30 protein-coding genes are annotated in these 26,367 nt (G+C 70.7%); 22 read left to right on the top strand and 8 right to left on the bottom strand.

The features are described 5' to 3' along the window. Position 1: 1 nt before the first annotated feature. From HUN59_RS14505 to HUN59_RS14485, 5 genes are all read left to right on the top strand, one after another. Positions 2–898, top strand: a complete 897-nt coding sequence (locus HUN59_RS14505) for a hypothetical protein (RefSeq protein WP_174778739.1) — start codon at positions 2–4, stop codon at positions 896–898. Positions 899–959: 61 nt separating this feature from the next. After that, positions 960–2,606 (top strand): putative T7SS-secreted protein, encoded by a 1,647-nt coding sequence (locus HUN59_RS14500; RefSeq protein ID WP_174778738.1) that lies wholly within the window; start codon positions 960–962, stop codon positions 2,604–2,606. A 5-nt stretch (positions 2,607–2,611) separates the two neighbouring features. Next, the gene (locus HUN59_RS14495; RefSeq protein ID WP_174778737.1) at positions 2,612–3,370 is read left to right on the top strand and encodes a PoNe immunity protein domain-containing protein; all 759 of its coding nucleotides are present in this window, start codon (positions 2,612–2,614) and stop codon (positions 3,368–3,370) included. 98 nt (positions 3,371–3,468) lie between these two features. Beyond that, positions 3,469–4,209 carry a hypothetical protein gene (locus HUN59_RS14490; RefSeq protein ID WP_174778736.1) on the top strand — a complete coding sequence of 247 codons (741 nt, stop codon included), beginning with the start codon at positions 3,469–3,471 and terminating at the stop codon, positions 4,207–4,209. A gap of 50 nt (positions 4,210–4,259) precedes the next feature. Next, a complete protein-coding gene (locus tag HUN59_RS14485) occupies positions 4,260–5,000 on the top strand; it encodes a PoNe immunity protein domain-containing protein (RefSeq protein WP_174778735.1) in 741 nt (246 codons plus the stop codon). Positions 5,001–5,006: 6 nt separating this feature from the next. Here HUN59_RS14485 and HUN59_RS14480 read toward each other — a convergent pair whose 3' ends face one another. Together HUN59_RS14480 and HUN59_RS14475 are read right to left on the bottom strand one after the other, a co-directional pair. Next, positions 5,007–6,107, bottom strand: a complete 1,101-nt coding sequence (locus tag HUN59_RS14480) for a DUF1266 domain-containing protein (protein WP_174778734.1) — start codon at positions 6,105–6,107, stop codon at positions 5,007–5,009. 22 nt (positions 6,108–6,129) lie between these two features. Next, positions 6,130–7,392 carry a DNA recombination protein RmuC gene (locus HUN59_RS14475; protein ID WP_174778733.1) on the bottom strand — a complete coding sequence of 421 codons (1,263 nt, stop codon included), beginning with the start codon at positions 7,390–7,392 and terminating at the stop codon, positions 6,130–6,132. Between the two features lie 154 nt (positions 7,393–7,546). Between HUN59_RS14475 and iolC the strand changes: the two genes are divergently transcribed. The 10 genes from iolC to HUN59_RS14425 all read left to right on the top strand — a co-directional run bounded on the left by iolC (position 7,547) and on the right by HUN59_RS14425 (position 18,820). Next, positions 7,547–8,548 (top strand): 5-dehydro-2-deoxygluconokinase, encoded by a 1,002-nt coding sequence (gene iolC, locus HUN59_RS14470; protein ID WP_174778732.1) that lies wholly within the window; start codon positions 7,547–7,549, stop codon positions 8,546–8,548. Next, a complete protein-coding gene (locus HUN59_RS14465; protein ID WP_254629898.1) occupies positions 8,541–9,536 on the top strand; it encodes a class I fructose-bisphosphate aldolase in 996 nt (331 codons plus the stop codon). Before iolC ends, HUN59_RS14465 begins: the two co-directional genes overlap by 8 nt. Beyond that, positions 9,533–11,059, top strand: a complete 1,527-nt coding sequence (locus HUN59_RS14460; RefSeq protein WP_174778731.1) for a CoA-acylating methylmalonate-semialdehyde dehydrogenase — start codon at positions 9,533–9,535, stop codon at positions 11,057–11,059. The genes HUN59_RS14465 and HUN59_RS14460 overlap by 4 nt, the downstream gene beginning before the upstream one ends. Positions 11,060–11,067: 8 nt before the next feature. Further along, positions 11,068–11,970, top strand: a complete 903-nt coding sequence (iolB, locus tag HUN59_RS14455; RefSeq protein WP_174778730.1) for a 5-deoxy-glucuronate isomerase — start codon at positions 11,068–11,070, stop codon at positions 11,968–11,970. Next, a complete protein-coding gene (gene iolD, locus HUN59_RS14450; RefSeq protein WP_174778729.1) occupies positions 11,967–13,862 on the top strand; it encodes a 3D-(3,5/4)-trihydroxycyclohexane-1,2-dione acylhydrolase (decyclizing) in 1,896 nt (631 codons plus the stop codon). The genes iolB and iolD overlap by 4 nt, the downstream gene beginning before the upstream one ends. A 37-nt stretch (positions 13,863–13,899) precedes the next feature. Continuing rightward, positions 13,900–14,820 carry a sugar phosphate isomerase/epimerase family protein gene (locus tag HUN59_RS14445; protein ID WP_174778728.1) on the top strand — a complete coding sequence of 307 codons (921 nt, stop codon included), beginning with the start codon at positions 13,900–13,902 and terminating at the stop codon, positions 14,818–14,820. A 41-nt stretch (positions 14,821–14,861) separates the two neighbouring features. Beyond that, a complete protein-coding gene (locus HUN59_RS14440) occupies positions 14,862–15,980 on the top strand; it encodes a Gfo/Idh/MocA family protein (RefSeq protein ID WP_254629897.1) in 1,119 nt (372 codons plus the stop codon). Continuing rightward, positions 15,977–17,092 carry a transaldolase family protein gene (locus tag HUN59_RS14435; protein ID WP_174778727.1) on the top strand — a complete coding sequence of 372 codons (1,116 nt, stop codon included), beginning with the start codon at positions 15,977–15,979 and terminating at the stop codon, positions 17,090–17,092. The genes HUN59_RS14440 and HUN59_RS14435 overlap by 4 nt, the downstream gene beginning before the upstream one ends. Continuing rightward, on the top strand, positions 17,089–18,288 hold the full coding sequence (locus HUN59_RS14430) for a Gfo/Idh/MocA family protein (RefSeq protein ID WP_174778726.1): 1,200 nt from the start codon (positions 17,089–17,091) through the stop codon (positions 18,286–18,288). The genes HUN59_RS14435 and HUN59_RS14430 overlap by 4 nt, the downstream gene beginning before the upstream one ends. Before the next feature lie 124 nt (positions 18,289–18,412). Next, positions 18,413–18,820 carry a tautomerase family protein gene (locus HUN59_RS14425; protein ID WP_058741741.1) on the top strand — a complete coding sequence of 136 codons (408 nt, stop codon included), beginning with the start codon at positions 18,413–18,415 and terminating at the stop codon, positions 18,818–18,820. A gap of 33 nt (positions 18,821–18,853) precedes the next feature. Here HUN59_RS14425 and HUN59_RS14420 read toward each other — a convergent pair whose 3' ends face one another. Both HUN59_RS14420 and HUN59_RS14415 read right to left on the bottom strand, forming a co-directional pair. Further along, positions 18,854–19,612, bottom strand: a complete 759-nt coding sequence (locus tag HUN59_RS14420) for a GntR family transcriptional regulator (RefSeq protein WP_058741740.1) — start codon at positions 19,610–19,612, stop codon at positions 18,854–18,856. Positions 19,613–19,707: 95 nt separating this feature from the next. Further along, positions 19,708–20,382, bottom strand: coding sequence for an exonuclease domain-containing protein (locus HUN59_RS14415; protein WP_058741739.1), 675 nt, complete (start codon positions 20,380–20,382; stop codon positions 19,708–19,710). 51 nt (positions 20,383–20,433) lie between these two features. On the opposite strand from HUN59_RS14415, the gene HUN59_RS14410 reads away from it, so the two are divergent. The 3 genes from HUN59_RS14410 (at position 20,434) to ychF (ending at position 22,333) form a co-directional block, all read left to right on the top strand. Further along, on the top strand, positions 20,434–20,988 hold the full coding sequence (locus tag HUN59_RS14410) for a hypothetical protein (protein ID WP_174778725.1): 555 nt from the start codon (positions 20,434–20,436) through the stop codon (positions 20,986–20,988). Positions 20,989–20,997: 9 nt separating this feature from the next. Further along, a complete protein-coding gene (locus tag HUN59_RS14405) occupies positions 20,998–21,198 on the top strand; it encodes a hypothetical protein (protein WP_058741738.1) in 201 nt (66 codons plus the stop codon). Between the two features lie 61 nt (positions 21,199–21,259). Then, the gene (ychF, locus tag HUN59_RS14400) at positions 21,260–22,333 is read left to right on the top strand and encodes a redox-regulated ATPase YchF (RefSeq protein WP_144802492.1); all 1,074 of its coding nucleotides are present in this window, start codon (positions 21,260–21,262) and stop codon (positions 22,331–22,333) included. A gap of 33 nt (positions 22,334–22,366) precedes the next feature. Here the strand turns inward: ychF and HUN59_RS14395 are convergent, their stop codons facing one another. Continuing rightward, complete coding sequence (locus HUN59_RS14395; RefSeq protein WP_058742760.1) at positions 22,367–23,002, bottom strand: TetR family transcriptional regulator C-terminal domain-containing protein; 636 nt, start codon at positions 23,000–23,002, stop codon at positions 22,367–22,369. 108 nt (positions 23,003–23,110) lie between these two features. On the opposite strand from HUN59_RS14395, the gene HUN59_RS14390 reads away from it, so the two are divergent. Both HUN59_RS14390 and HUN59_RS14385 read left to right on the top strand, forming a co-directional pair. Next, a complete protein-coding gene (locus HUN59_RS14390) occupies positions 23,111–23,464 on the top strand; it encodes a hypothetical protein (protein WP_058742759.1) in 354 nt (117 codons plus the stop codon). A 37-nt stretch (positions 23,465–23,501) separates the two neighbouring features. After that, the gene (locus HUN59_RS14385) at positions 23,502–23,963 is read left to right on the top strand and encodes a phage tail protein (RefSeq protein ID WP_174778724.1); all 462 of its coding nucleotides are present in this window, start codon (positions 23,502–23,504) and stop codon (positions 23,961–23,963) included. A 7-nt stretch (positions 23,964–23,970) separates the two neighbouring features. Here HUN59_RS14385 and HUN59_RS14380 read toward each other — a convergent pair whose 3' ends face one another. Together HUN59_RS14380 and HUN59_RS14375 are read right to left on the bottom strand one after the other, a co-directional pair. Next, a complete protein-coding gene (locus HUN59_RS14380) occupies positions 23,971–24,345 on the bottom strand; it encodes a HepT-like ribonuclease domain-containing protein (protein WP_058742757.1) in 375 nt (124 codons plus the stop codon). Beyond that, a complete protein-coding gene (locus tag HUN59_RS14375; protein WP_058742756.1) occupies positions 24,342–24,806 on the bottom strand; it encodes a helix-turn-helix domain-containing protein in 465 nt (154 codons plus the stop codon). The genes HUN59_RS14380 and HUN59_RS14375 overlap by 4 nt, the downstream gene beginning before the upstream one ends. Positions 24,807–24,920: 114 nt before the next feature. On the opposite strand from HUN59_RS14375, the gene HUN59_RS14370 reads away from it, so the two are divergent. After that, on the top strand, positions 24,921–25,250 hold the full coding sequence (locus tag HUN59_RS14370) for a hypothetical protein (protein WP_174778723.1): 330 nt from the start codon (positions 24,921–24,923) through the stop codon (positions 25,248–25,250). Between the two features lie 203 nt (positions 25,251–25,453). Here HUN59_RS14370 and HUN59_RS14365 read toward each other — a convergent pair whose 3' ends face one another. Then, entirely contained in the window at positions 25,454–25,744 is a 291-nt protein-coding gene (locus HUN59_RS14365) for a hypothetical protein (RefSeq protein ID WP_174777127.1), read from the bottom strand. 288 nt (positions 25,745–26,032) lie between these two features. Between HUN59_RS14365 and HUN59_RS14360 the strand changes: the two genes are divergently transcribed. Then, on the top strand, positions 26,033–26,314 hold the full coding sequence (locus tag HUN59_RS14360) for a hypothetical protein (protein ID WP_254629896.1): 282 nt from the start codon (positions 26,033–26,035) through the stop codon (positions 26,312–26,314). Positions 26,315–26,367: the final 53 nt, after the last annotated feature.

Raw genomic sequence — 26,367 nt, 5'->3', positions numbered from 1 at the left:
CATGAGCATCGCCACCGCACGGATCGTCGGACTGGACACCGCGGGCATCCGCCGCACCAGGGCGGAGGTCGAGGGGACGACGGAGCGCTTGCCGCACATCGTTCCCGTCGCACCCGACCTCGGCATGATCCTCGCGGACGACGGCGGGACCGTGCTCAGCGCGGCTGCGCTGCAGGAACTGGGGTGGACGGACGCCGACGTCCTGCAGGCCGCAGTCGAGGTCGCGCAGCAGCAGGCAGCAGGCGAGATCGCCGTCGTCCGGCCGGGGACGGTGGTGGTGCAGGACCCGGACCTGGCGGTGCTCGTGGTGGCAGCTCCGTCGAGCCTGCAGGGCATCGACCTCGACGGCGCGCCGGTGCTCTTCCCGGTCGGGCCGACGACCTTCATCCTGACCGGCGACACCGACCCGGTCGGGCTCGAGACCGCCGCCGGCCTGGCGCAGCAGATCCTCGCTGACGAGGACGGCGACGTCCTGAGCGGACCACCCGTCGTGCTCGGTTCGGAGGGGTGGCGGCCGTTCGAGCACGCCGACCTCGACGCGGACCTCCGGACCATCCGAGCACTCTGGACGTCGACGGCAGCGAACCTGCAGCAGGAGGCACTCCAGGCGGTCCTCGACCGCGCCGGTGAGGACGTCCACGTCGCGCCGGTGTCGGTCGCTCGGCTCGACGAGGGTGACCCGGCGTTCTCGTACTCCGCGTGGACCAAGGACGTCGAGACCGTCGTCGCGGCCGTGGACACCGTCGTGCTCGTGACCCTCGACGGACAGACGCTGCCGGTTCCGTTCGGCCGTCTGCAGGCGCTCGTGCCCGAGCTCGTCGAGGAGCTCGCCGTCCGCCCGACCCGCTACCGACTCCGCGGCTTCCCGGACGTCGCGTCGCTCCGCGAAGCGCTCTGACCCCGAGGGGCGACGACCTGGTGGTTTCCGTGTCCCCTGATATGGTCACACCCGTACTTCTGTGGAGAACGTAGCCAGCAGAACGACTTGGGGAGGAATGATGGCGCGGCCGTCGGGGTGGGATGTCGTCGATCAGGGTGATGATCCGGTCAAGGGTGATCCGGCGACGATCCGGATGATGGGTCGGGAGTACCAGCGCATCTCCGACGCCGCGTCCGATGCCTCCACTCGCCTGAACTCGGTGAAGGGCTCCGGGTGGCTGACCGACTGGGAGGGTGCAGCCGCCGACGTGTTCGTCGACGCGATCCAGGACACCCCGTCGGACCTGTCCAAGCTCGTCGACTCGTACGCGCTCGCTGCGTCGGCGTTGTCGGGGTGGGCGGACGTGGTCGATGACACCCAGTACCGGGCTGATGGTGCCCTCGCGGACGCGAAGGACGCCGCCGGGGACCTCACCGCCGCACAGAGCCGGTTGAGCGACGCGCAGTCGACCTTGTCGCACTACCAGTCCGCGGCCCGGAGCCTGTCGCAGGTTGCCGACCAGTACCCGGCCGGGTCGGAGGTGCCTGCCGGGGTGGAGGTGCCGACGCCGGCGCAGGTGCGGGCCGCGTCGGACAACACCGCCGTCGCGCAGGGTTCCGTCTCGAGTGCGCAGGGCGACATCGCCGCGGCGCAGTCCCGCATCGACGCCGCGAAACGACTCGTCGCCGACGCGAAGGGTGACTGGGAGGACGGGGAGCGGCGTACCGCGACGAAGATCGGTGAGGCCGCCGACGCGGGCCTGGGGAAGCAGTCCTTCTGGGATCAGGTCTTCGGGTCCGAGGCGTGGGAGACGATCGTGTCGGTCGCGAAGGTCGTCGTCGCGGTCGGTGGGATCATCGCGATGATCATCCCCGGCCCCTGGACACTGGTCATCGCCGCGATCGCGCTCGTGGTCCTCGCGGACACGTTGTACAAGATGAGCCAGGGCAGGGCCGACGGGTGGGACCTCGCCTTCGCCCTCATCGACTGCGTCCCCGCCGGCGGCGCCGTGGGCACGCTGCTGAAGAGCACTCGGATCGCGACGCAGGTCGCCCGTGTCGGTTCGATCAGCATGAAGGGGGTCGAGGTCGTCGGACGCACTTCCGGGGCCTTCAGCATGGGAACGCGGACTGCGCGCGCGCTCCTGACGCGGGTCCAGCGCCCGCTCGCTGGTGTCGCGAACGTCACCGCGAAGGCGCTGCCGCCGGTTCGGAGGATGACCGAAGCGGTGAACCCCACTGGCCGGTCGATCTCTCGTCTCGCCACCAACAAGGCCAAGGCCGCGTTCGGTGAGGCGCAGACCAAGGCGCTGTTCGAGGCGCAGGGCTACGTCGACGTCACGGTGCCGAAGCACGTCTTCAAGAACGGCATCGACCACGTGTTCCACCACCCGGACACCGGCCACTACGTCGTCGTGGAGTCGAAGTTCTCCTCCAACGCGGGGAAGTCCGGCGTCGATCTCCTGGGTACTACGAAGAAACACGGCCGGCAGATGTCGGACACTTGGCTGGAGGGCGATCTGCCGGGGCAAGCAGGGTCGCGTCTTGAGGTCGGCACCGAATTCAGCCACCGCAACTCGGTTTTGAACGCCTTCCTGGATGGAACTCTTGAGCGTGCGGTCGTCAAGATCAGCCCCGACGGCTCGTGTCTCCCGCAGCTGCTCAACACGGCGGCCCGTCTACGCTGATCGACATGACGCCACGTGATGATCGGGTGAGCCCCGCGTACTGGGCCGATGCGATCGCAGTCCTTGAGCGCAGTATCGAGGAGTTCCGGCCGTTCAGCCACGTCTTCCGGCCGGATGACACGCGGGCAGGGATCGTCCGGACGAAAGCGAATTTGGAAAGTACCTTGTTCCTGCTGGGTGCTAGGTACTCCGCGGGATATTCGGTGGCAGCGCTTGCGGACGATCTTGAATCGGTCGTGACCGTGTGGGAAAACCGGAATCGCTACGCGGCCGTTCCGGACGGCGGCTTTCCGTTGGAGACTCTCACGTTCGACAACAAGTCGGCGTACTACTACGCGTTGTGGTTGTCGTCGGTGGCGCGGTGTGTCGGGGTCGGACCGGCGTTGACGGAGCGCCTCGTCGGCATCGTGAACGCCGGTGGCGGTGCGGATCCGGTGCTCGCGCAGCTGTTGGGGATCGAGCCGGTGCGGGACACGGTCTGGCACAAGCGGCCGTTCCAGAACCTCGCGACGGCGTCGACCGCGAAGCCGGATCGTGCTGTAGCGGCGTTGGACCGTTACCTGCAGGCGTGGCAGAAGAACATCTCGTTCATCTGGTGGGCGCCGGCGCTCCAGGCCGTGCAGGGCGATCGGTTTGCCAAGTACTTCGGGTACTGGGCGTGGGAGGCGGCTGGTCTCGTGGTGGCCCGAGGCTTCGACGACACGAGCCTGCGGTCGTCCCCGTTCTACCCAGCCGACCTCGTCGACGCGCGTCACCGCGGATGAAAGGCCTCGGGCTCGACTGGAGCGTCACCGCGAAGTGGTTCTCACTCGCGAGGATGAGGCGTGGCGGAAGTTCCCACGAATCGTTGCAGCCGCGCGCGGTGCAGTTCGACACCAGCTACTGGCAGAGCGCGCTCGACGTCACCCGCACTAACTGGGAAGGTCGCCGCGAGGCGGTCAGGCGGGCGACAGGTCCGCACGATCGACGAAGTGCTCTGCGCGGATCGTGGCATCAGGGGCTTCGCTACCTCGGCGCGCAGTACTCGGCTGGCAGGACGCTTGACGAGGTCGGCACCGTCGTCGCTGACGTCGCGTCCTCGTATGCGGAGTGGACGGCATGCATGCCCGAGGCTGGCGCGGCTACTCCGAGCTTCGCCAAGAGCAACGAGTACCTGATCAGCGTTCTCCGACTGGTCGGGCTCGCGATGGGAACGGGTCGGGTGGAGAGCGCACAGCTGGTCCTGTCGCACGCTGGCGGTCATGAACCTGAAGCTCTCATCTCGGCACTGGCGGTGATGCACTGCGCTCCAGTCCTCGAGACCGGTGCTGCCGTCCCACCGACACCTCGATTCGCTCGGCCGCTGCTACGTGTCCTCGAACGCCCCGGGGCAGCAGCGGATCACGTCTCGACCTACCTCGCGGACTGGCACCTCCGGATGCAGGCAACCGACTGGATGGGGTCCCTCGAGCGCGTGGCTCCGGGAGACAGCTACGGTCAGGGCTTCTTCGGGTACTGGGCCTTTGAGCTGGCTGCACTGAACGCTGAGGGCGAGCGTGCCGCCGCTGCCGTTCGATCGCCGGTCGTGCCGGTCGACTTGTTGGACGATAGGACTCGCCGGTGATTCTGCGACGACGTGTCGTGCAGAACGCCTGTACCCCGCGTGATGATCGGGTGAGCCCTGCGTACTGGACCGGCGCAATCGAGGTCTTGACACGGAGCGTCGAGGAGTTCCGGCCGTTCAGCCACCGGTTCCGGGCCGATGACCTCCGGGGCGGGATCATCGGGACCCAGACGAACTTCGAGACCACGCTCTTCCTGCTGGGAGCTCGCTACTCGGCCGGGTACCCGGTCGCGGCGCTCGCCGACGACCTCGAATCGACGGTGACCGTTTGGGAAGTCTGGAACCGGTACGCGGCTGCGCCGAACGCTGATCTCACATTCGACCCGCTCACGTTCGACAACAAGTCGGCGTACTACTACGCGTTGTGGTTGTCGTCGGTGGCGCGGTGTGTCGGGGTCGGACCGGCGTTGACGGAGCGCCTCGTCGGCATCGTGAACGCCGGTGGCGGTGCGGATCCGGTGCTCGCGCAGCTGTTGGGGATCGAGCCGGTGCGGGACACGGTCTGGCACAAGCGGCCGTTCCAGAACCTCGCGACGGCGTCGACCGCGAAGCCGGATCGTGCTGTAGCGGCGTTGGACCGTTACCTGCAGGCGTGGCAGAAGAACATCTCGTTCATCTGGTGGGCGCCGGCGCTCCAGGCCGTGCAGGGCGATCGGTTTGCCAAGTACTTCGGGTACTGGGCGTGGGAGGCGGCTGGTCTCGTGGTGGCCCGAGGACTCGATGACACAGCGCTGCGGTCGTCCCCGTTCTACCCAGCCGACCTCGTCGACGCGCGTCACCGCGGTTCCTGACGGCGGTCAGCTCCGGCCCGTGTCGTCCTCGGCGGCCGCGAGCGGCTCGACCACGGTGCGCGGGAGCGGCGCATGCGGCGTTGCCGGGAAGGGGAGACGGGTCACGGGCCAGTTCGACCGTGCGAGTTCGGCGCGTAGACGGTCGAACTCCTGGATGGTCTTGAGGTCGTCGTACACGAGGGCGTACCCGGCGCGGAGATCGTCGAAGAAGTCGTCCCACGAGTCGAACACCGTGAACGCGACGGTCGAGACGATGTCGATCGTCGCCCATGCCTCGTCGCTGGTGAGCAGGCCTGCGCAGTACGCGCCCCTGATCATCGAGACGGCGTTCTTGACGTCCATCGCCCAGAGGAGCTTGGCCGGGCGCATGTCGCGTGCTTCGAGGAGGTTCCTGGCCGCCCACGGGTCCTCGCCGAGCAGCGAGGACATCCTGGACAGGCGCTCGTCACCCTCCGGGGAACGAGCGAGCGCGGCGAACTGCCACGAGATGCTCTTCGGCCCGATCAGGTCGAGCGCGAAGGTCTGCGCGTCCCGACCACTGGCGACCTTGTACGTCTGGTCCAGCTCCTGACGCAGGAACGGCCGTGCGGGGAGCGGGATCGTGACGAAGGGTGACGGCGTGGTGTCGTCCAGCCACTGGCCTCCGAGCTCCGTGCGTGAACCGTACGGGGCGAGCGACGCCGGCCACCAGCCGTCGGAGAAGTCGCCGAACGACGCGAGTGCGAGTTGCTGGAGCCGGTGTTCGGGGAGCTCCGGTGTCCGGGCGAGGGCCCGGTAGCGCCGTTGTTCCCGGACCGGCAGTGTCAGGTCACGGAGCGACGTGACGAAGGTCAGGACGAACCAGACGACGAACGCGATGAGGAAGCACCGCCACACGGCCTGGAACCCGTAGCCGAAGTGCTGCCTGACGTCGTACGGGCCGGCCGTCGATGCGACCAGGGCGACGAAGAACGCGACGATCGCGAGCGCCATGATGATCCACGCGGCTGCCCGATCGCGTCGCCGCCCGGTCTGGCGGCGGGCCTTCGCGACCATCGCGCGGTGACGCCACCGACCTCGGACCGGGAACTCGCGGTCCCCAGGATGGTTCTGCAGTACTTCCCCCACGATGGGGGAGTGTAGCGGCCCGTCAGTCCTCGTCGAGCGCCCCGACCAGCTCCGGCGCCGTGAGCAACCGCGGCTCGTCCTCGATCGACACGGGGTCGGCGATGACCTTCGACTCGTCGAGCAGCGACAGCCGCCGGGCACTCGGCAGCACCTGGCGCTCGAGCGACCCCACGAACCGGTTGTAGTCGACCACGGACCCCCGGATGGCCCGGCCGAGCTTGTCCACGTGCCCACCGAGGGTCGCGAGCCGGCCGTACAGTTCGCGCGACACCGTGAGGAGCTCGCGCGCCTCGGCCGTGACGACGTCCTGCTGCCACGAGAACGCCACGGTCTTCAGGACCGACCAGAGCGTGACGGGCGAGGCGAGGGCGATCCGCTTCCGGAAGGCGTGGTCGAGCAGCCCGGGGTCGGCGGCGAGGGCGCTCGAGATGAGCGACTCGGACGGGATGAACGCGATGGTGAGCTCGGGGGAGGCGTCGTACCCGGACCAGTACTCGCGCGCCGCGAGGGCGTCGACGTGCGCCCGGAGCGCCTTGACGTGCTGTGCGACGAGCTGGTCGCGCCGTGCGCCCTCGGCGCCGGTGGCTCCCGCCGGGATCTCCGCCGCCTGCAGGTAGGCGCTGAAGGGCACCTTGGCGTCGACGGCGATCGTCTTGCCGCCGGGCAGGTGCACGACCATGTCGGGTCGAGCGGCGCCGGCCGACGTGGTGACGGCGGACTGCACGTCGAAGTCCACGCGTTCGAGCAGCCCGGCCGCCTCGACCACGTTCCGCAGCTGGGTCTCGCCCCAGACGCCCCGCGTGCTGTTCGAGGACAGGGCGCTCGCGAGCGTGTCGGCGGTGGCGCGCAGCCGTTCCTCGGACTCGGCGGCGGACCGGAGCTGTGCGGAGAGCGCGCCGTACTGCTCGCTGCGGGACTGCTCGAGCTCGGCGATCTTGGCGCGCATCACGTCGAGGGTCTGCGCGACGGGGCTCAGCGCCGAGAGCACCTTCGACTCGCCCTGCTGGCGCGCCGCGTCCACCCCGTGCATCCGCTGCAGCAGGTGCTCGAGTTCGGCGGCCCGGCGTTCGAGCGAGTCGACCTGCCGCCGGTACTGGGCGTCCTGCGCGTCGAGCCGCTCCTCGGCGTCGGAGCGGACCGTGTCGAGCTGCGCGCGCAGCGCGTCGGCCGTCGCATGTGCGGCGGCCGCGTCGACGCCGGCCCGGGAGCGGGCGAGCGACCAGGCGACGACGGCGCCGACGGCGACGCCGAGCACGAGACCGATGACCAGCGCGAGGATCTGCATGACGCAACCGTGGCAGTGCCCACCGACACCGTGCCTCCAGGCCGGCGGTGTGGCGTCACCAACCTGAGCCGATCCATGTAATGACATTCGGCCAAACGCGGTGTACAGTCGTGACCGTCCGACGATGAAGCCGCACGGAAGGTCCCCGCGTCGCATGACCGATGAAGCTCTCCACGCACACGACGTGATCACCATGGGCCGCGTGTCCGTCGACATCTACCCGCAGCAGACCGGCCCGCTCGAGGACGTCACGACCTTCTCGAAGTCCGTCGGCGGCAGCGCCACGAACGTCGCCATCGCGGCCGCACGGCACGGTGCCGACGCCGCGGTGATCACCCGCACGGGCGACGACCCGTTCGGTCGCTACATCGCTCGGACACTGCCCGAGTTCGGCGTCGCGAACACGTTCGTGGAGACCGTCGCGGGGCTCAACACCCCCGTCGCGTTCTGCGAGGTGTTCCCGCCGGACGACTTCCCGCTGTACTTCTACCGGGCCCCGAAGGCGCCGGACCTGATGATCACGACGAAGTCCCTGCCGCTGCACGAGATCGAGCGCGCGCGGGTCTTCTGGACCACGGTCACGGGCCTCAGCGAGGAGCCGAGCCGCAGCGCCCACCACGCGGCCTACGCGGCGCGGACCGCCTCGACGGCCGCCACGAAGGCGCACACCGTGCTCGACCTGGACTACCGGGCGATGTTCTGGTCGAACCCCGCGTCGGCGACGCGCGAGGTCGCCGTCGCCCTGGAGCACGCGACCGTCGCCGTCGGCAACCGCGAGGAGTGCGAGGTCGCGGTGGGGGAGACCGACCCGGTCCGTGCCGCCGACGCCCTGCTCGACCGCGGGGTCGAGGCCGCGATCGTGAAGCAGGGCCCGAAGGGCGTGCTCGCCAAGACCCGCGACGAGGTGGTCGAGTTCCGCCCGCACACCATCGACGTCGTCAACGGCCTGGGGTCGGGCGACGGGTTCGGCGGCGCGCTCGTGCACGGACTGCTGCAGGGGTGGTCGCTCGACCGCACCCTCGCGTTCGCGAACGCCGCCGGGGCCATCGTCGCCACCCGCTTCGAGTGCTCGACGGCGATGCCGACGAGCGACGAGATCGAGCAGTTCCTGCAGGAGAACCCCGTGCAGCCCACCAAGGAGGACGTCGATGCCTGAGATCAGCTCCGCCGACTTCGCCCGCCTGCGCGACCTGCGGGCCGGTGCACCGGAGCGGGTCGCGGACGTGCTCCGCACCCGCACCCGTCGCCCGCTGCTCGCCGACGACGGCAAGCTCTTCATCGTCGCCGCTGACCATCCGGCGCGCGGCGCCCTGGCGGTCGGGTCGGACGCCACGGCCATGGCCGACCGCTACGACCTGCTCGAGCGGCTCGTCGTCGCCCTCGGCCGGCCGGGCGTCGACGGGGTGCTCGGGACGCCGGACGTCCTCGAGGACCTCGCGCTCCTCGGCGCACTCGACGGCAAGGTCGTCGTCGGGTCGATGAACCGCGGCGGACTCCGCGGCGCGACGTTCGAGCTCGACGACCGCTACACCGCGTACTCCGCGCAGGCGATCAAGGACGCCGGGCTCGACTTCGCGAAGCTGCTGGTCCGCGTGGCCCTCGAGGACGCCGGCACCGTCGCGACGCTCGAGGCGACGGCGAAGGCGGTCAGCGAGGCCGCCGCGCTGCAGCTGCCGATCATGCTCGAGCCGTTCATGTCCTCGTGGCGTGACGGCAGGGTCGTCAACGACCTGTCGGCCGACGCGGTGATCACGTCGATGGCCATCGCCGCCGGACTCGGCGAGTCGAGTGCCTACAGCTGGCTGAAGATCCCGGTGGTCGACGACATGGCGCGCGTGATGGCGGCGACCACGCTGCCGACGCTGCTGCTCGGCGGCGACCCCTCCGGCAGCCCGGACGAGACGTACGCGACGTGGGCCGACGCCCTCGCGCTCCCCGGGGTCCGCGGACTGGTCGTCGGGCGCACCCTCCTCTACCCCCGGGACGGCGACGTGGCCGCGGCCGTCGACGTCGCCGCGTCCCTCGTCCACGGCCTGGAGGACCGGGGCCGGTCCGCCGCACCGGCGCACGTCCCGCACTCCTCGACCCCGGCACCCGCCCAGCAGATCCCGCCCCTGTCCGTCCCGGAAGGAAGCAACGCATGACCACCACCGAGTCGACCGACCAGCGGTCCGGCACCACGACCGTCGGCCACTGGATCGACGGGGAGCACGTCACCTCGACCTCCGGTCGGACGGCGCCCGTGTACGACCCGGCGCTCGGCGTCGTGACGAAGCAGGTCGCCTTCGCCGACCAGGCCGAGATCCAGCGCGCGATCGCCAGCGCCAAGGCGGCCTTCCCGGCGTGGGCCGACCTGTCGCTCACCAAGCGCCAGCAGGTCCTCTTCGCCTTCCGCGAGATCCTGAACCGCGACAAGGCCGAGCTGGCCGAGATCATCACCAGCGAGCACGGCAAGGTCGTCTCGGACGCGCTCGGCGAGATCGCCCGCGGACAGGAGGTCGTGGAGCTCGCGACGAACATCCCGTCGCTCATGAAGGGCGAGTTCTCCGACCAGGTCTCGACCGGGATCGACGTCTACTCGATCCGGCAGCCGCTCGGCGTCGTCGGCATCATCTCGCCGTTCAACTTCCCGGCGATGGTCCCGCTCTGGTTCCTGCCGATCGCGATCGCAGCCGGCAACACCGTCGTGCTGAAGCCGAGCGAGAAGGACCCGTCCGCGGCGATCTGGCTCGCGCGGAAGTTCCAGGAGGCCGGGCTGCCCGACGGTGTCTTCACCGTGCTGAACGGCGACAAGGAGTCGGTCGACGGCCTGCTCACGAGCCCCGACGTCGAGTCGATCTCGTTCGTCGGCTCGACCCCCATCGCGCAGTACGTCTACGAGACGGGCACGAAGCACGGCAAGCGCGTGCAGGCCCTCGGCGGCGCGAAGAACCACATGCTCGTGCTGCCGGACGCCGACCTCGACCTCGTCGCGGACAACGCGATCAACGCGGGCTTCGGCTCCGCGGGCGAGCGCTGCATGGCGATCTCGGTCGTCGTCGCCGTCGAGCCGGTCGCCGACGAGCTCATCGCGAAGATCACGGAGCGCGCGGCCACGCTGCGCATCGGGGACGGTCGCCGGGGCTGCGACATGGGCCCGCTCGTCACCGAGCAGCACCGCGACAAGGTCGCCTCGTACATCGAGGTCGCCGAGCAGGACGGTGCGGTGGTCGTGGTGGACGGCCGCACCGTCCGACCCGACGGCGACGAGAACGGCTTCTGGCTCGGCCCGACGCTGATCGACCGGGTGCCGACGACCAGTCGCGTCTACACCGAGGAGATCTTCGGCCCGGTGCTGTCGGTCGTCCGCGTGCGGTCCTACGAGGAGGGCCTCGAGCTCATCAACTCCGGCGCGTACGGCAACGGCACGGCGATCTTCACGAACGACGGGGGCGCCGCCCGACGGTTCCAGCGCGACGTGCAGGTCGGCATGATCGGCATCAACGTCCCGATCCCCGTGCCGGTCGCGTACTACTCGTTCGGCGGCTGGAAGAACTCGCTGTTCGGCGACCACAAGGCGTACGGCGCCGACGGCGTGAGCTTCTTCACGCGGCAGAAGGCGATCACGAGCCGTTGGCTGGACCCGTCGCACGGCGGCATCAACCTCGGCTTCCCGTCGAACGGCTGAGCCGACGCATGACGAACGACAACTGGTTCAACCCGAAGGGCAGTCGCCCCGAGGACGGCTGGACCGACGTGGTCGACGGCCGCGTCGACGGCTGGACCCACACCGGCATCCGCACGGGTGCGCTGACCGACGGAGGCGAGCTGCGCCTCCCGGCCGCTGCTGTGGAGCGCATGGTCGTGCCGCTCTCGGGGAGCTTCCACGTCACCTGGTCCGGTGCCGAGAACGGCGAGCAGGGCCTGGAGGGACGTGGCGGGGTCTTCGAGGGACCGACCGACGTCCTGTACCTGGGGTCCGGCCTGCAGGCGCAGATCACCGGATCCGGACGGGTCGCGGTGGCCGAGGCGCCCACCGACGTCGTCAAGCCGGTCGCGTACATCGCGAAGGCCGACGTCCCCGTCGAGCTCCGCGGGGCCGGACAGTCGTCGCGGCAGGTGCACAACTTCGGCACCCCGGCCGGGCTCGACGCGGTGAAGCTCCTGGCGTGCGAGGTGATCACGCCGGCAGGGAACTGGTCGTCGTACCCGCCGCACAAGCACGACACGCACCGCGGCGGCGAGGAGTCGAACCTCGAGGAGATCTACTACTACGAGGTCGACGTGGCCCGCGGTGTGGACGCCCCCGCCGGCGCCGAGCCCTTCGCGCTGCACCGCACGTACGCGTCGGACGACCGGCCCATCGACGAGTTCCGTCAGGTCCGCACCGGCGACGTCGCCCTGGTGCCGTACGGCTGGCACGGACCCGCGGTCGCCGCACCGGGCTACGACATGTACTACCTGAACGTGATGGCCGGGCCCGACCCGGAGCGCGTCTGGAACATCACCGACGACCCCGCGCACGGCTGGGTCCGCCAGGTGTGGGACACCGAGACGATCGACCCGCGCCTGCCCTACGGAGAGGACACCGCCCGATGAACACCCGTCGGATGACCGTCGGCCAGGCCCTGGTCGAGTTCCTGGCGAACCAGTGGACCGTCGACGGCGACCACCGCGAGCGGACCGTCCCCGGGATCTTCGGGATCTTCGGGCACGGCAACGTCGCCGGGCTCGGGCAGGCGATCAAGCAGCTGCACGTCGAGCAGCCCGGTCTGCTGCCGTACCACCAGGCGCGCAACGAGCAGGCGATGGTGCACCAGGCCGTCGGCTTCGCCCGCATGCACCGCCGCCGCGCGACCTTCGCCGCGACGGCCTCGGTCGGCCCCGGAGCGGCGAACATGCTGACCGCCGCGGCGCTCGCCACGACGAACCGGCTCCCGGCGCTGCTGCTGCCGTCGGACACCTTCGCCACGCGCACCACCGACCCCGTGCTGCAGCAGATCGAGCTGCCGCACGACACCTCGCTCCAGGTGACGGACGCGTTCCGCCCGCTGTCGCGCTACTTCGACCGGGTGGAGCGACCCGAGCAGCTGTTCTCGATCGCCCTCGCGGCGATGCGCGTGCTGACCGACCCGGCCGAGACCGGCGCCGTGACCATCGCGCTGCCCGAGGACGTCCAGGCCGAGGCGCTCGACGTCCCGGTCGCGTTCCTGCAGCCCCGCGAGTGGCACATCCGGCGGCCGCTGCCCGAGCGCGGGCCGCTCGCCCGCGCGGTCGCGGCCATCCGGGCGGCGGAGCGCCCCGTGGTCGTCGCCGGCGGCGGCGTGCTCTACGCCGACGCGGCCGACGCGCTGCGGGAGTTCGTCGAGGCGACGGGCATCCCGGTCGGCACGTCCCAGGCCGGCGGTGGTGCCCTCGCGTGGGCCCACCCGCAGTACCTCGGCGGCATCGGCGCGACGGGCACGGCCGCGGCCAACGCCGTCGCGGCGCAGGCCGACGTCGTGATCGGGATCGGCACGCGGTACAGCGACTTCACGACCGCGTCCCGGACCGCGTTCCAGGACCCCGACGTCACCTTCGTCAACGTGAACGTGGCGTCCTTCGACGCCTACAAGCACGGGTCGCAGCTGCCGGTGATCGCCGACGCCCGCGAGACCCTGACCGCCCTGACGGCCGAGCTCGCGTCGTACTCGGTGGACGCCGGGTACGCCGACGAGATCGCGACGCGCAAGGCCGAGTGGGACGCGGTCGTCGACGCCGCACTCGCACCGTCCGGCAACGCGCTGCCCGGGCAGGCCGAGATCATCGGCGCCGTCCAGCGCGCGTCCGACCCGCGGGACGTCGTCATCCAGGCGGCCGGGTCGCTCCCGGGCGACCTGCACAAGCTGTGGCGGGTGCGCGACGAGCTCGGCTACCACGTCGAGTACGCGTTCTCGTGCATGGGCTACGAGATCGCCGGCGGGATCGGTGTCCGACGTGCCGCCCCCGACCGCGACGCGATCGTGATGGTCGGCGACGGCTCGTACCTGATGCTGCACACCGAGCTCGTCACCGCCGTGGCCGAGGGCATCAAGATCGTCGTCGTCCTCATCCAGAACCACGGGTACGCGTCGATCGGGCACCTGTCCGAGACCGTCGGGTCCGAGCGGTACGGCACGAAGTACCGCTACCTGGACGAGACGCAGTCGTTCGAGAACGGCGACCCGCTGCCCGTCGACCTCGCCGCGAACGCCCGCTCGTACGGCGTCGACGTGATCGAGGTGCAGCCGGGGCCGGACGTGATCGCCGACCTCGAGGCCGCCGTCCGCCAGGCCAAGGCGAACGACCACACCACGCTCGTGCACGTCGACTCCGACCCGCTCTCCTACGCCCCGGACGGCCACGGCTGGTGGGACGTCCCGGTCGCCCAGACCTCGACCCTGCCGAGCACCCGGCAGGCCCGCACCGAGTACGAGCAGCAGGTCGCCGCGCAGCGCCCGCTGCTCGGCTGAGACACCCGCCCACCCCTGCAGAGAGACACCACCCGCCATGACCGAAACCCCTGCCGCCTCGATCCGCATCGGCACCGCTCCCGACTCGTGGGGCGTGTGGTTCGCGGACGACCCGAACCAGGTGCCGTGGCAGCGCTTCCTGGACGAAGCCGCCGCCGCCGGGTACCAGTGGATCGAGCTCGGCCCCTACGGCTACCTGCCGACCGACCCCGCGCAGCTCTCCGACGAGCTCGAGTCCCGCGGACTCCGCCTGTCCGCCGGCACCGTGTTCACGGGCTTCCACAAGGGCGAGGACCAGTTCCAGCGCGCGTGGGACCAGGCGGTCAAGGTCGCCGGGCTCGCCGCCGCGCTCGGTGCCGAGCACCTGGTCACGATCCCCGACCTGTGGCGCTCGGACGCCACCGCCGAGGTGCTCGAGTCCCGCACGCTGACCGACGAGCAGTGGCAGCGGCTCGGCAAGGGGCACGACCAGCTCGGCAAGGCGCTGCTCGAGGAGTACGGCGTCCACCAGCAGTTCCACACCCACGCCGACAGCCACGTCGGGACCTACCGTGAGACCGTGCGGTTCCTGTCGGAGACGGACCCCGCGTACACGAACCTCTGCCTGGACACGGGCCACTTCGCCTACTACGGCGGCGACAACCTCAAGCTCATCGCCGAACACCCCGAGCGCATCGGCTACCTGCACCTCAAGCAGGTCGACACCGACCTGCTGTTCGACGTCCTGAAGAACGACGTCCCGTTCGGCGACGCCGTCGCGCAGGGGATCATGACCGAGCCCCCGCACGGCACCCCCGAGCTGGCACCGATCATCGAGGCCGTCGCCGCGATCAACCCGCAGATCTTCGGGATCGTCGAGCAGGACATGTACGGCTGCTCGGTCGACGCCCCCGGCCCGATTGCCGAGCGCACCTTCCGGCACATCTTCGGCTCGACCGCCGCCGCCCGCGTCTCCTGACGCACCGCCAGCACCGCGTCCAACCCCTCCAGGAGCACCCCATGAGCAGCAACCAGAACCTCCGCGTCGCCGTCGTCGGCGCCGGCATGATGGGCGCCGACCACGTCCGTCGGATCACCGCGAAGATCTCGAACGCCGACGTCGTCGCCGTCGTCGAGCCCGACCAGGTACGCGCGCAGGCCGCCGCCGCCCTCGCCCCCGGCGCGGTCACGGCCGCGTCCTTCGACGAGGCGCTCGCCGCGACCGAGATCGACGCCGTCGTGATCGCGACGCCGGGCTTCCTGCACGAGCCGATCCTGGTGACCGCGCTCGAGCGCGGGCTCACCGTGCTGTGCGAGAAGCCCCTGACGACGAGCGCCGAGGACTCGCTGCGCATCGTCGAGCTCGAGCAGCAGCACGCCGACCACCCGGTCATCCAGGTCGGCTTCATGCGCCGGTTCGACGCCGGCTACCAGGAGCTCCGGGCGCTCCGGGAGTCCGGGGCGAACGGCGCCCTGCTGGCCCTGCACCACGCCCACCGCAACCCGACGACCCCGCCGAACTTCAGCGAGTCGATGCTCATCCACGACTCGGTGATCCACGAGATCGACATCATCCCCTTCCTGACCGGCGAGGCGATCACGAGCGTCGAGGTCAAGAAGCCGCGGAAGAACTCGCTCGCGCCGGCGGACCTTCCCGAGCCGCAGTTCGTGCTGTTCACCACCGAGTCGGGGACGATGGCGATCGTCGAGATCAACGTCAACGCCCAGTTCGGCTACCAGGTCACGACCGACGCGGTCTTCGAGTCCGGGGTCGCGTACATCGGCCGGGACACCTCGCAGACCATCGTGTCCGCCGGCCAGTCGTCGCAGGGCGTCACGCCGTCGTACAAGGAGCGCTTCGGTGCCGCCTACGACGAAGAGGTGCAGCGCTGGGTGGACGCCGCGCGGAACGGCGGCATCGACGGGCCGAGCGCCTGGGACGGGTACACGGCGTCCGTCGTGGCCGAGGTCGCCGTGCGCGCCCAGCAGTCGGGCGCGCTCGAGACGGTCGAGTACGCGCTGACGAAGCCCGCGTTCTACGACACCGTCGCCGTGTCGAGCGTCTTCGCCGAGGACGAGAACGCCGACGCGGTGTCCCGCTCCCAGCTCGACGCGATCACGAAGGGACTCACCCGATGACCAGCACGCTCGAGACGGCAGCCGACCGGGCCGCCGCGGACCCCCGTCCGGTCACCCTGCAGGCCGCGACCGCCACGCCGACGGCGCTCTGGAACGACTCCGCCGACCCGCGCGAACTGTCGACCGCGATCCACGAGTACGGCGCGGTCGGCGCCACCTGCAACCCGGTCATCGCGTTCACCTGCATCCAGCAGGCCCCCGACCGGTGGGTGCCCCGCATCCGCGAGATCGCCGCGGAGCACCCGACCGCGGGGGAATCCTGGATCGGCTGGAAGGCGGTCGAGGAGCTCTCGATCGCGGCCGCGGAGCAGCTGCTCCCGGCGTTCGAGGCCTCCGGCGGCCGCAACGGTCGGCTCAGCATGCAGACCGACCCGCGACTGCACCGCGACCGTGAGGCGCTGGTGGAGCAGGCCGTCTGGTTCTCCGGGCTCGCGCCGAACATCATCGTGAAGATCCCCGCGACGAAGGTCGGGATCGCCGCGATCGAGGAGGCCGCGTACCGCGGGGTCTCGATCAACGCGACCGTGTCGTTCACGGTGCCGCAGGTGGTCGCCGTCGGCGAGGCGATCGAGCGCGCCCTGGACCGCCGGGCCGCCGACGGACTGCCGGAGCAGGAGTTCGGGCACGTCGTGACGCTCATGGCCGGCCGCTTCGACGACTGGCTGAAGACCGTCGTGGGGCGCGACCACGTGCTCGTCGACCCGGGGATCCTCGAGTGGGCCGGGGTCGCCGCCGTCAAGCAGGCGTACCGGGTGTTCCGCGAGCGCGGGTTCCGGTCGCGGGTGCTCGTCGCGGCCTTCCGGAACGCCCTGCAGTGGTCTGAGTTCCAGGGCGGGGACCTCGTCGTCTCGCCGCCGTTCCAGTGGACGAAGGACATCAACGACAACGCGTTCCCCTGGCGTCCGGACGCGATCGACGACGAGGTCCCCGCGGACGTCGTCGCGGCCCTCCGTGCGGCCACGCCGGAGTTCGCCCGCGGGTACGACGTCGACGGCATGACGATCGACGAGTTCGACCGCTTCGGCGCGACCGTCACGACGCTGCGGCAGTTCCTGGACGCCGACGCGAAGCTCGACGCCCTGGTGCGCGACATCGTGGTCCCGGCGGCATGACCGCGGACACGATCGGCGTCGGCCTGGTCTCGGTCGGGTGGATGGGGCGGTTGCACTCCCGCGCCTACCGCGCCCTGCCCGACCACTTCCCAGAGCTCGGTGTGCAGCCGCGGCTCGTCGTCGCGGCGGATCCCGTCGAGGCCGCCCGCGACCAGGCGCTCGAGCGGCTGGGGTACGAGCGCGCGGTCGCCGACTGGCGTGAGGTCCTCGCCAACCCCGAGGTCGACGTGGTGTCGATCTGCTCGCCGAACTTCCTGCACCGCGAGGTGGCCGTCGCCGCGGCGGAGGCGGACAAGCCGTTCTGGATCGAGAAGCCGATGGGCCGGTACGCGAGCGACTCGCGGCAGATCCACGAGGCCGTCCAACGCGCGGGCGTGATCACGAGCGTCGGCTTCAACTACCGGCACGCCCCCGCGATCCAACGGGCCCGCGAGCTCGTCCGGAGCGGTCGGCTCGGACGGATCACGAACGTCCGCGGGGCGTTCCTGGCCGACTACTCGTCCGACCCCGCAGCGCCGCTCACCTGGCGCTTCGAGCGTGAACGGGCCGGCTCCGGGGTCCTCGGCGACCTGCTGTCGCACGGCCTCGACCTGGCGCAGTACGTCGTCGGTCGGATCGCGAGCGTGACCGCCCTCGCCGAGACGTTCATCGAGACCCGTCCGCGCCCCGGGCGGGGGATCGTCGACCGGACGGCGGCGGCGACGGGTGAGCACGGCCCGGTCGAGAACGAGGACTACGCCGCCCTGCTGTTCCGCTTCGAGGACGGCGCGGTCGGCACGATGGACTCGAGCCGGGTGATGCGCGGGCCGCACGCCGAGTACGCACTCGAGGTGTACGGGACGAAGGGGTCCGTCCGCTGGGACTTCCAACGCCTGAACGAGCTCGACGTCTTCCTCGACGGGCAGGAGGTGGCGGGCTACACGACGCACCTCGTCGCTCCGGGGGACGGCGAGTTCGCCCGCTTCCAGCCGGGCGCCGGGACCGCGATGGGGTACGACGACCTCAAGACGATCGAGGCCGCGCAGTTCGTCGCGAGCGTCCGCCGCGGGGAGCAGCTCGCACCGTCGGTCGCCGACGGCCTGGCGGCCGCGTCGATCGTGGAGGCGGCGGAGGCCTCGCTCGCCGACGGGGCGTGGCACGACGTGGCGCGCGTCGACGGGCCGCTCACCTACCGGGCGGCGACACCGGTGCTGTAGACGCACCGGGAAGCGGACTGAAGGCGTGGTGCAGGCTGGCACCGCGCCTCCCGTCCGTCTCGGGGAGACTTCTGGACCGGCGCTTGTTAGTATGTAATGACAAAGTCCCGAACCAGGAGGCACCATGCCGCTCGTCCGTATCGACCTCGCCACCGGCCGCACCCCCGAGCAGGTCCGCGCGATCGCCGACGCGATCCACACCGCCATCGTCTCGGAGTACGGCATCCCGGAGCGCGACCGCTTCCAGGTGATCACCGAGCACCCCGCACAGCAGATCATCGCGCAGGACGCCGGCCTCGGCTTCGAGCGGACCGAGGGCGTCGTCATCATCCAGGTCTTCACGCAGCGCGGCCGCAGCGACGAGGCGAAGCAGGGCCTCTACCGTGCCGTTCACGACCGGCTCACCGAGGCCGGCGTCGCGAGCGAGGACGTCTTCATCGGCTACGTCGAGAACGGCCCGCAGGACTGGTCGTTCGGGTTCGGCCGCGCCCAGTACGTCACCGGCGAGCTCGGCGTCCCCTCCGCGAGCTGACGCATCCCGGCCGGGTCGTGGCGGCTGCGCGACCTACTTGTCGACGAGGGTGACCTCGAACGAGTAGCGGTCCGGGCGGTAGCAGTGCACGCCGTACTCCACCGCCCGGCCCGACGCGTCGTACGCCGTCCGGCTCATCGTGAGCACCGGGTCGCCGTCCTCGATCTCGAGCAGGTCGGCCTCGTCGCCGGTCGCCGCACGGGCACCGATCCGCTGCTTCGCGACCCGCATCGTCACGCCCCGGCCGCGCAGCAGCTGGTACAGGCCGTGCGCCTGCAGGTCGGTGTCGGTGATGTCGGTGAACTCCGGCGGCAGGTAGTTCTCGAGCACCGCCATCGGCACGTCCTCGGCGAACCGCACCCGGCGGATGTGGGCGACGACCGTGCCGGGGGCGACGCCGAGGGCCTCGGCCACGACGTCCGAGGCCGGCACGTCGTTCCGTTCCAGCAGCTTCGTCGTCGGCACCTGCGACCCCTGCGCCAGGTCGTCGTACAGGCTGGTCAGCTCGACCTTCCGCGTGACCGGGCCGTGCACGACCTGCGTGCCGATGCCGCGCCGTCGGACGAGCAGTCCCTTGTCGACGAGGTCCTGGATCGCCCGGCGGATCGTCGGCCGCGACAGGCCCAGGCGTTCCCCGAGGGCGATCTCGTTCTCGAGCCGGGCACCGGGGGGCAGGACACCCGAGCGGATCGTCTCCTCGATGCGCGAGGCGACCTGGAAGTACAGGGGCATCGGACCCGACCGGTCCAGGTCCAGGAACAGGTCGGACGGCAGCTGGCCCTCGTTGGTCATCGCGGTCCTTCGGGAAGACGGGGTCGGCGACAGCGCCGGACGGATTGTCGTGACAATACCACCGCGCTGTGCGGCTCCCCGGCGGCCCGCTGGCGTCAGTCGGCGAAGATCATCGGGCGGTTCGACAGGCGCGGCTGCCGCGGCTGCGTCGTCGCCCTGGGCTGCTCGGCACGCGGTCGGACCGGCGCGATGTGCACGCGCGTCGCCGCTCCGAGCGCCTCGACCGTGTCGCACCCGTGCTGGCCGGCGGCGTGCACGACGATGGCGGCGCAGGCCTCGGCGTCCGCGGCCGCGTCGTGGTGCTGGAAGCCGACGTACCCCGCGGCACGGGCGGCCATCGGCAGGCGGTAGGACTCGAGCGCGTAGGTCTTGCGGGCCACCTGCAGGGAGCACAGCGAGTGGTGCTCGGCCAGCTCGGTGCCCGTGGCGGAGCACCCGCCGGCGATCACGCCCATGTCGAAGCGGGCGTTGTGCGCGACGAGGACGTCCCCCTCGGCGAAGGCCACGATGTCCGCGTACTGCTCCGCCCAGCCCTTCGCGCCGACGACGTCCGACGCGACGATGCCGTGGATGCGCGTGTTCCACTCCAGGAAGGCGTCGTGCCCGGTCGGCGGCTGGATGAACCACGACGCCCGATCGACGACCCGGCCGCCGCGGACCTTGACGAGTCCGACGGAGCAGGCGCTGGCGGGCGAGCTGTTCGCGGTCTCGAAGTCGATCGCGGTGAAGTTCAACGGCACGGGCCCGATCGTCGCACGGGGTTCCGACATCCCCCCGTCGTGCCCTCGGCGTTGCGGCCACCGGGCGGTAGCGTCCGGAGCGTGACCGCGACCACCACGCCCCCGCTCGTCCTGCTGCTGCCCGGCGCCGGCTACGGCCGTCAGGCGCCGCTGCTGTGGTGGTCGCACGCGATCGCCGCCGGGTACGGCGCCGAGGTCGTCGCGCCCACCTGGACGGTCGACGCCGCCGCGAAGGCCGACCCGGTCGCGTTCGTCGAGCGCGCCGTCGCCGCCGCGCTCGACTGCCGCACGCCCGACCTGGTCGTCGCGAAGTCCTTCGGCTCGTACGCGCTCCCGTGGGCGGTCCGCCACGGCGTCGACGGCGTCTGGCTGACCCCTGTCCTCACCGACGGCACGGTGGCCGCCGCCCTCGCCGGATGCGGCTCTGGAACCCTCGCGGTCGGCGGCTCCGCCGACCCGCTCTGGGTGCCGTCCGCGGTCGGCACGACCCGGGCCGGGCTGCACACCGTCGACGGGGCCGACCACGCGCTCGAGGTGACCGGTGACTGGCGACGCTCGCAGCGCCTCCAGTCCGACGTCCTGGAACTCGTGGACCGCCGGATCCGCACCCTGGCGTCCGGAGGCGACCCGTCGTAGATTCAGCGCATGGGGGAGTCTGACGGCATCGACGAGCTGCTGGCGCGCGCCCGACGCGTCGAGGCGGAACCGCGGACCGCGCGACGCGCGGTGGGTCTCGGGACGGCGCTCGTCGCGAGCGGGGTCACCATCGCGGTGATCGTCTCGGGGACGGCGTACGGACTCTGGATCACCTTCTGGGGGCTCCTCATGTCCGCTTGGCCGTCCTGACCGACCGGCCTGGAGGATCGGGGTCGGCTCCGGCGGGCGGCCGCCGGTAGGCTGTCCTCCCGTGGCTCTCACCATCGGAATCGTCGGTCTCCCGAACGTCGGCAAGTCGACCCTGTTCAACGCCCTGACCAAGAACCAGGTCCTCGCCGCGAACTACCCCTTCGCGACGATCGAACCGAACGTCGGCGTGGTGAACCTGCCCGACCCGCGGCTCGACCAGCTCGCGACGCTCTTCGGGTCCGAGAAGACCGTGCCCGCGCCGGTGTCGTTCGTCGACATCGCCGGCATCGTCAAGGGCGCCAGCGAGGGGGAGGGGCTCGGCAACAAGTTCCTCGCGAACATCCGCGAAGCCGACGCCATCGCGCAGGTCGTCCGCGGCTTCACCGACGACGACGTCGTGCACGTGGCGAACAAGGTCTCGCCGAAGGACGACCTCGAGGTCATCAACACCGAGCTGATCCTCGCCGACCTCGAGACCATCGAGAAGGCGCTGCCCCGGTACGAGAAGACTGTCAAGCTCAAGCAGGCCGAGCCGATCGTGCTCGAGACCGCGCGCGCCGCGAAGGAGATCCTCGAGCAGGGCACGCTGCTGTCCGCCGCGACGATCGACCTCGCGCCGATCGCCGAGCTCGGGCTGCTGTCGGCCAAGCCCTTCATCTTCGTCTTCAACGTCGACGAGGCGATCCTGACGGACGAGTCCCGCAAGGCCGAGCTCGCCGCGCTCGTCGCCCCCGCGCAGGCCGTGTTCCTCGACGCCCAGGTCGAGTCGGAGCTGATCGACCTCGACCCCGCCGACGCCGCGGAGCTGCTGGAGTCCACCGGGCAGACCGAGTCCGGGCTCGACCAGCTCGCGCGCATCGGCTTCGACACCCTCGGGCTGCAGACCTACCTGACGGCCGGGCCGAAGGAGTCGCGGGCGTGGACGATCGGCAAGGGGTGGAAGGCGCCCCAGGCTGCCGGCGTGATCCACACCGACTTCGAGAAGGGCTTCATCAAGGCCGAGGTCATCTCGTTCGAGGACCTCATGGCGACCGGCTCGATCGCCGAGGCGCGCGCTGCCGGCAAGGCCCGGATCGAGGGCAAGGACTACGTCATGCAGGACGGCGACGTGGTGGAGTTCCGCTTCAACAACTGATCGAGCGGGCGACCTGGGTGCGGTTGCGCGGGTTCAGACCGTCTCGAGCGCGTCCAGGTCCCACACCGGCGGCACGTACGCGCGTGACCACCCCTCGCGCAGCCGGGTGACCGCCCGGTCGAACGACTCGAGCAGGTCCATCTCCGGCCGGACCATCGACTGCAGCTGCAGTCCCTCGTAGGTCGCGAGCAGCTGCTCGGCGCCCCGCGCCGGCTCCATGGTGTCCGGCTCGCGCCCGACCTCGACGTCGTGCTGCAGCGCCTGCTGCACGAACGCGTGGAAGCGCCGCCACCGCACGTACAGCATCGGTGCGAGCGGGTGGTGCGGCGTCGCGGCGATGTTGAGCGTGGACGTCAGGAAGCGCATGAGCGACGGATCGGCCACGTTCGCTCCGACGATCGCGCGCAGGAACACGACGGTGCCGCTGCGCTCCGCGATCGGCATGAGCGGCAGGGTCCGCTGCTCGTTCCACTGATCGATCGTCGCGAGCAGGAGCCCGTCCCACGTGGGGAACACCTCGGTCACGATGTCGATCGGGTGACCGGACTCCGTCGCGACGTGCTCGAACGCGACCTCGTGCAGGGCGCGGACGCGGAGCACGCGGATCATCGCCCCGACCACCTCGACTCGGAGGCGCGCGGCAGCATCGGCGGGGGCGACGGGGAGCATGTCACCAGTCCACCCGGTGTCCGTCCGGGGAGCCACCCCCAGAACAGGCCGTGCCCGAGTGGGGGACGAACCTGGGGACGCCCGGAACCGGGGGCGTTGGATGGTGGCATGAAGTACGTGGTCTACGGAGACAACCGGGTGATGACCGGCACTGCGATCGCCGAAGCGGTGCTCGCCTACGCCGCTGCGCTCGGTGAGAACGGGACGACGGACATCGTCGAGATCCCGAGTGCCGACGCCGAGGGGTTCAGCACGACCGCCGAGGTCCTGCTCGGCCCGGCGTCGCAGATCATGGTCGAGGACGCACCCGACGACGAGCTCGAGCCGGAGGACGAGGACCTGGTCAACGAGCTGGTCCGTCGTACGGCTGCGGTCGGTGGGGGACGCTTCGCCGACGCCGCCTCGTCGCACTCCGACGAGCCCGAGGCGCGGAAGCTCCGCACGCAGCCGCCCACCCCCTGACCTGCCCCGGCGGGCGCCGTTCCGCTACGGTGTCGCCATGTCGTACGTCGTCGACTTCGTCACCGTCTCCACCGAGGGCCTGGAGTCCTCACCGCACGCCGAGGCCCTCGCCGGACTCCGGGCGAACGAGGCGCGGTACTTCCGGAACAAGTACGACCACGTCTTCACGACGGAGCCGGCGGCAGACGTTCCCGAGCTCGTCGAGTACGTCGCCCGGATCCTGCGCGAGGAGCGGGGCATCGAGATCTCGTCGCCGGTGCTCGAGGCGACGCAGTTCGAGGTCGAGGGACTCCGGTGGACCTACGTGTTCCACGAGTCGGGCCTGTCGATCAACGTCCTCTACGCTCTCGAGCCCGGCGGGAAACGGGCGGTCGGCTTCAAGCTCTCCGACGGCATGGACGAGCCCGAGGAATTGAGCGCGTTCAAGTTCGCGCGGCAGCGGTCGAAGCTCGCCGGGACGATCCGCGGCTCGTACTTCGTCATCAAGAACGAGTACTGACCCGGCGTCAGCCGACGACCGCCAGGATGACGGCCGGGATTCGGTGCTCCACGACGTCCCAGACGATCTCTTTCCTCGCGCGTCGGTAGTCGTGCGACAAGATGTTCCGAGTCCGGCGCACCGCTGCCAGCGAGAGATCTGCCGGGAGCATCGCGAGCCGGTCGTCTGGAAGGCGTCCCAGCAGATCATCGAAGTGGATGACGACGGCTTCGGCGGCGCGGTAGGTCAGGCTGCGTGCTTCGTCGAACTCCGAGCGGCCGCGGTCGACGATCATGGAACACTCTGCGAGCAGGTCCAACAGGCCGTCGCGGACGGCGGGCCAGCGATCCAGGTCCGCCGTGTGCGGATCTCGCGGACGCGGACGGAACCGTTCGTCGCTCACAACGGCACCGCCTCGTCGAGCACGTGCCGGAACGCGTCGTCACCGTCGAGGTCGTCGGTGAGCAGGTCGGTCGTGAATCCGGTGATCGTCTCGACCTCGTGGGCGAACCCACCGAGATCGAACAACGAGGCGTCCGGGGTCAGGGACACGAGCAGGTCGATGTCGCTGTCCTCGTGGTCCTGACCGCGCACAGCAGAGCCGAACACGCGGACGTTCGTGAGGTGGTGCCGTTCAGCGGCGCGCAGGATGTCGTCCGCGTACAACGCGAGCGGGATGCTCGGACGGACGCGGGCGGCGCGCAGCAGTCGTGCCAGCGTCTCACCGCGGGGTTGCTTGCGGCCACTCTCGTACGCGGAGATGGTCGGCTGCTGCATCCCGGCAGCCGAGGCGAGCGCGCTCTGCGACATGCCGACGTCCTCGCGCGCGGCACGCAGGAGGTCAGCGGCCCGATCGATGCGCATGGTCCGTCCCCATGGACCCGGACTATACCGGTCCTGCCTGGCCAGGGAACGCAGAGTCCGAACGGCCTCGCACACCGCCCACCTAGCGTCGACGGGGACAGAGCGGGAGGGCACGTGAAGTACATCCACTACGACGCCAACCTGATCCTGACGGGGGACCTGATCGCCGACGCGGTCGTCGACTACGCCGCGGTGCTGGGGGCCAACGCCCGGACGGACGCGATCACGGTGCCGATCGTCGGCGACGATGGTTCGGTCTCCTCTGCCCTCGTGCTCATCGGACCGGCGAGCGAGCTCACGGTCACCGTGGCGCCGGACGACGAACTCGAGCCCGAGGACCCGGCATTCATCCGACGGCTCCGTGACGCCGCTCGGCGCGCCGGCCCCGCGGGCCCGGTGAACGCCGACGACCGCGCGCACTTCCGCGGCGCCGACGACCGCTGACCCGGAGGCCAGAGACGCGCAGCCCACTCGATGGAGCAGAAGACGTCGGGCGTCCCGCCAGGACTCGACGGTTGCTGCTCCATCGACGGGCAGGCGGGCAGGCGAGCAGGCGAGCAGGCAGTCTGACGGAAAAGGCACCGACGCCCGACACGACGAACGCCGCCGGCACGGAGCCGGCGGCGTTCGGTGTGGAGCGGGTGCGGTCAGGCCGCGAGGGCCAGTTCGCCCTGGTGGACGGACCCGGCGAGCAGGATGGTCCGGCTCGCCTCGCCCCGCCAGGAGCGTCCGGGGACGGTCCAGCCGGCCTCGCCGTCGACGGCCACGCGGGCGTCACTGGTGACGAAGGTCCGGAGGTCGTCGGCCGGGATGCGGACGAGGTACTCGCGCTGCGAGCGGTCCTCGCGCACCGGGAACTCGGCGATGCGGTCGGGGGTGATCACGGGCGCCGCGAGTGCGGTCCCGGAGATGCTGATGCGATCGATGGTGCTGGTCATGGTGGTGGTACTTCCTGGTCGTTCGGCGCCAGGGGCTCCCGGTGTCGGCGCGGACGTCCCAGTCCGGGCCGACGCATCGGGGCGTGGCGCGCACGTCGTGTCTCGACGTGCAGCTCGACCGTTGAGATCGAGCGGTGGTCTCGGTGGAATGCGATCCGGCGGATCGGTGTCGAGACGGTTCGGTGTGCGCGAGTCAGATGGGTTCGCTGCAGTGCACCAATCAAACACTATACGTCAGGTCGTGGGGAACGTCCAGCAAGATCCCACGCCCGCGCTGGGCGGGCGCAGATGCTGCAGGACCAGGACCTCGACGCCCTCGTGTACCCGTCCGGGACGCCGTACGGCACCCAGTCGACGAACATGCGGCTCAGCCCGAACACCGGCATGCCGGCGATCACCGTCCCGATGGGCCAGGCCACGGCAGCGGACGGCACCGTCACCGGCGGCGGCGTGAACCTCGAGTTCCTCGGCCGTTCGTTCGACGAGGCCACGGTCATCGGACTCGGCTACGCCTTCGAGCAGGCGACGCACGCGCGCACCACACCGGCCCTCTACGGGCCGGTCGGCTGACCGGGAGCGGCCGTCGGTCGGTCGCGACGCGACCCCACACCGGACGGGAGGCG

The sequence above is a fragment of the Curtobacterium sp. Csp2 genome (genome assembly GCF_013347165.1).
This window is presented reverse-complemented; position numbering and strand designations above follow the sequence as displayed.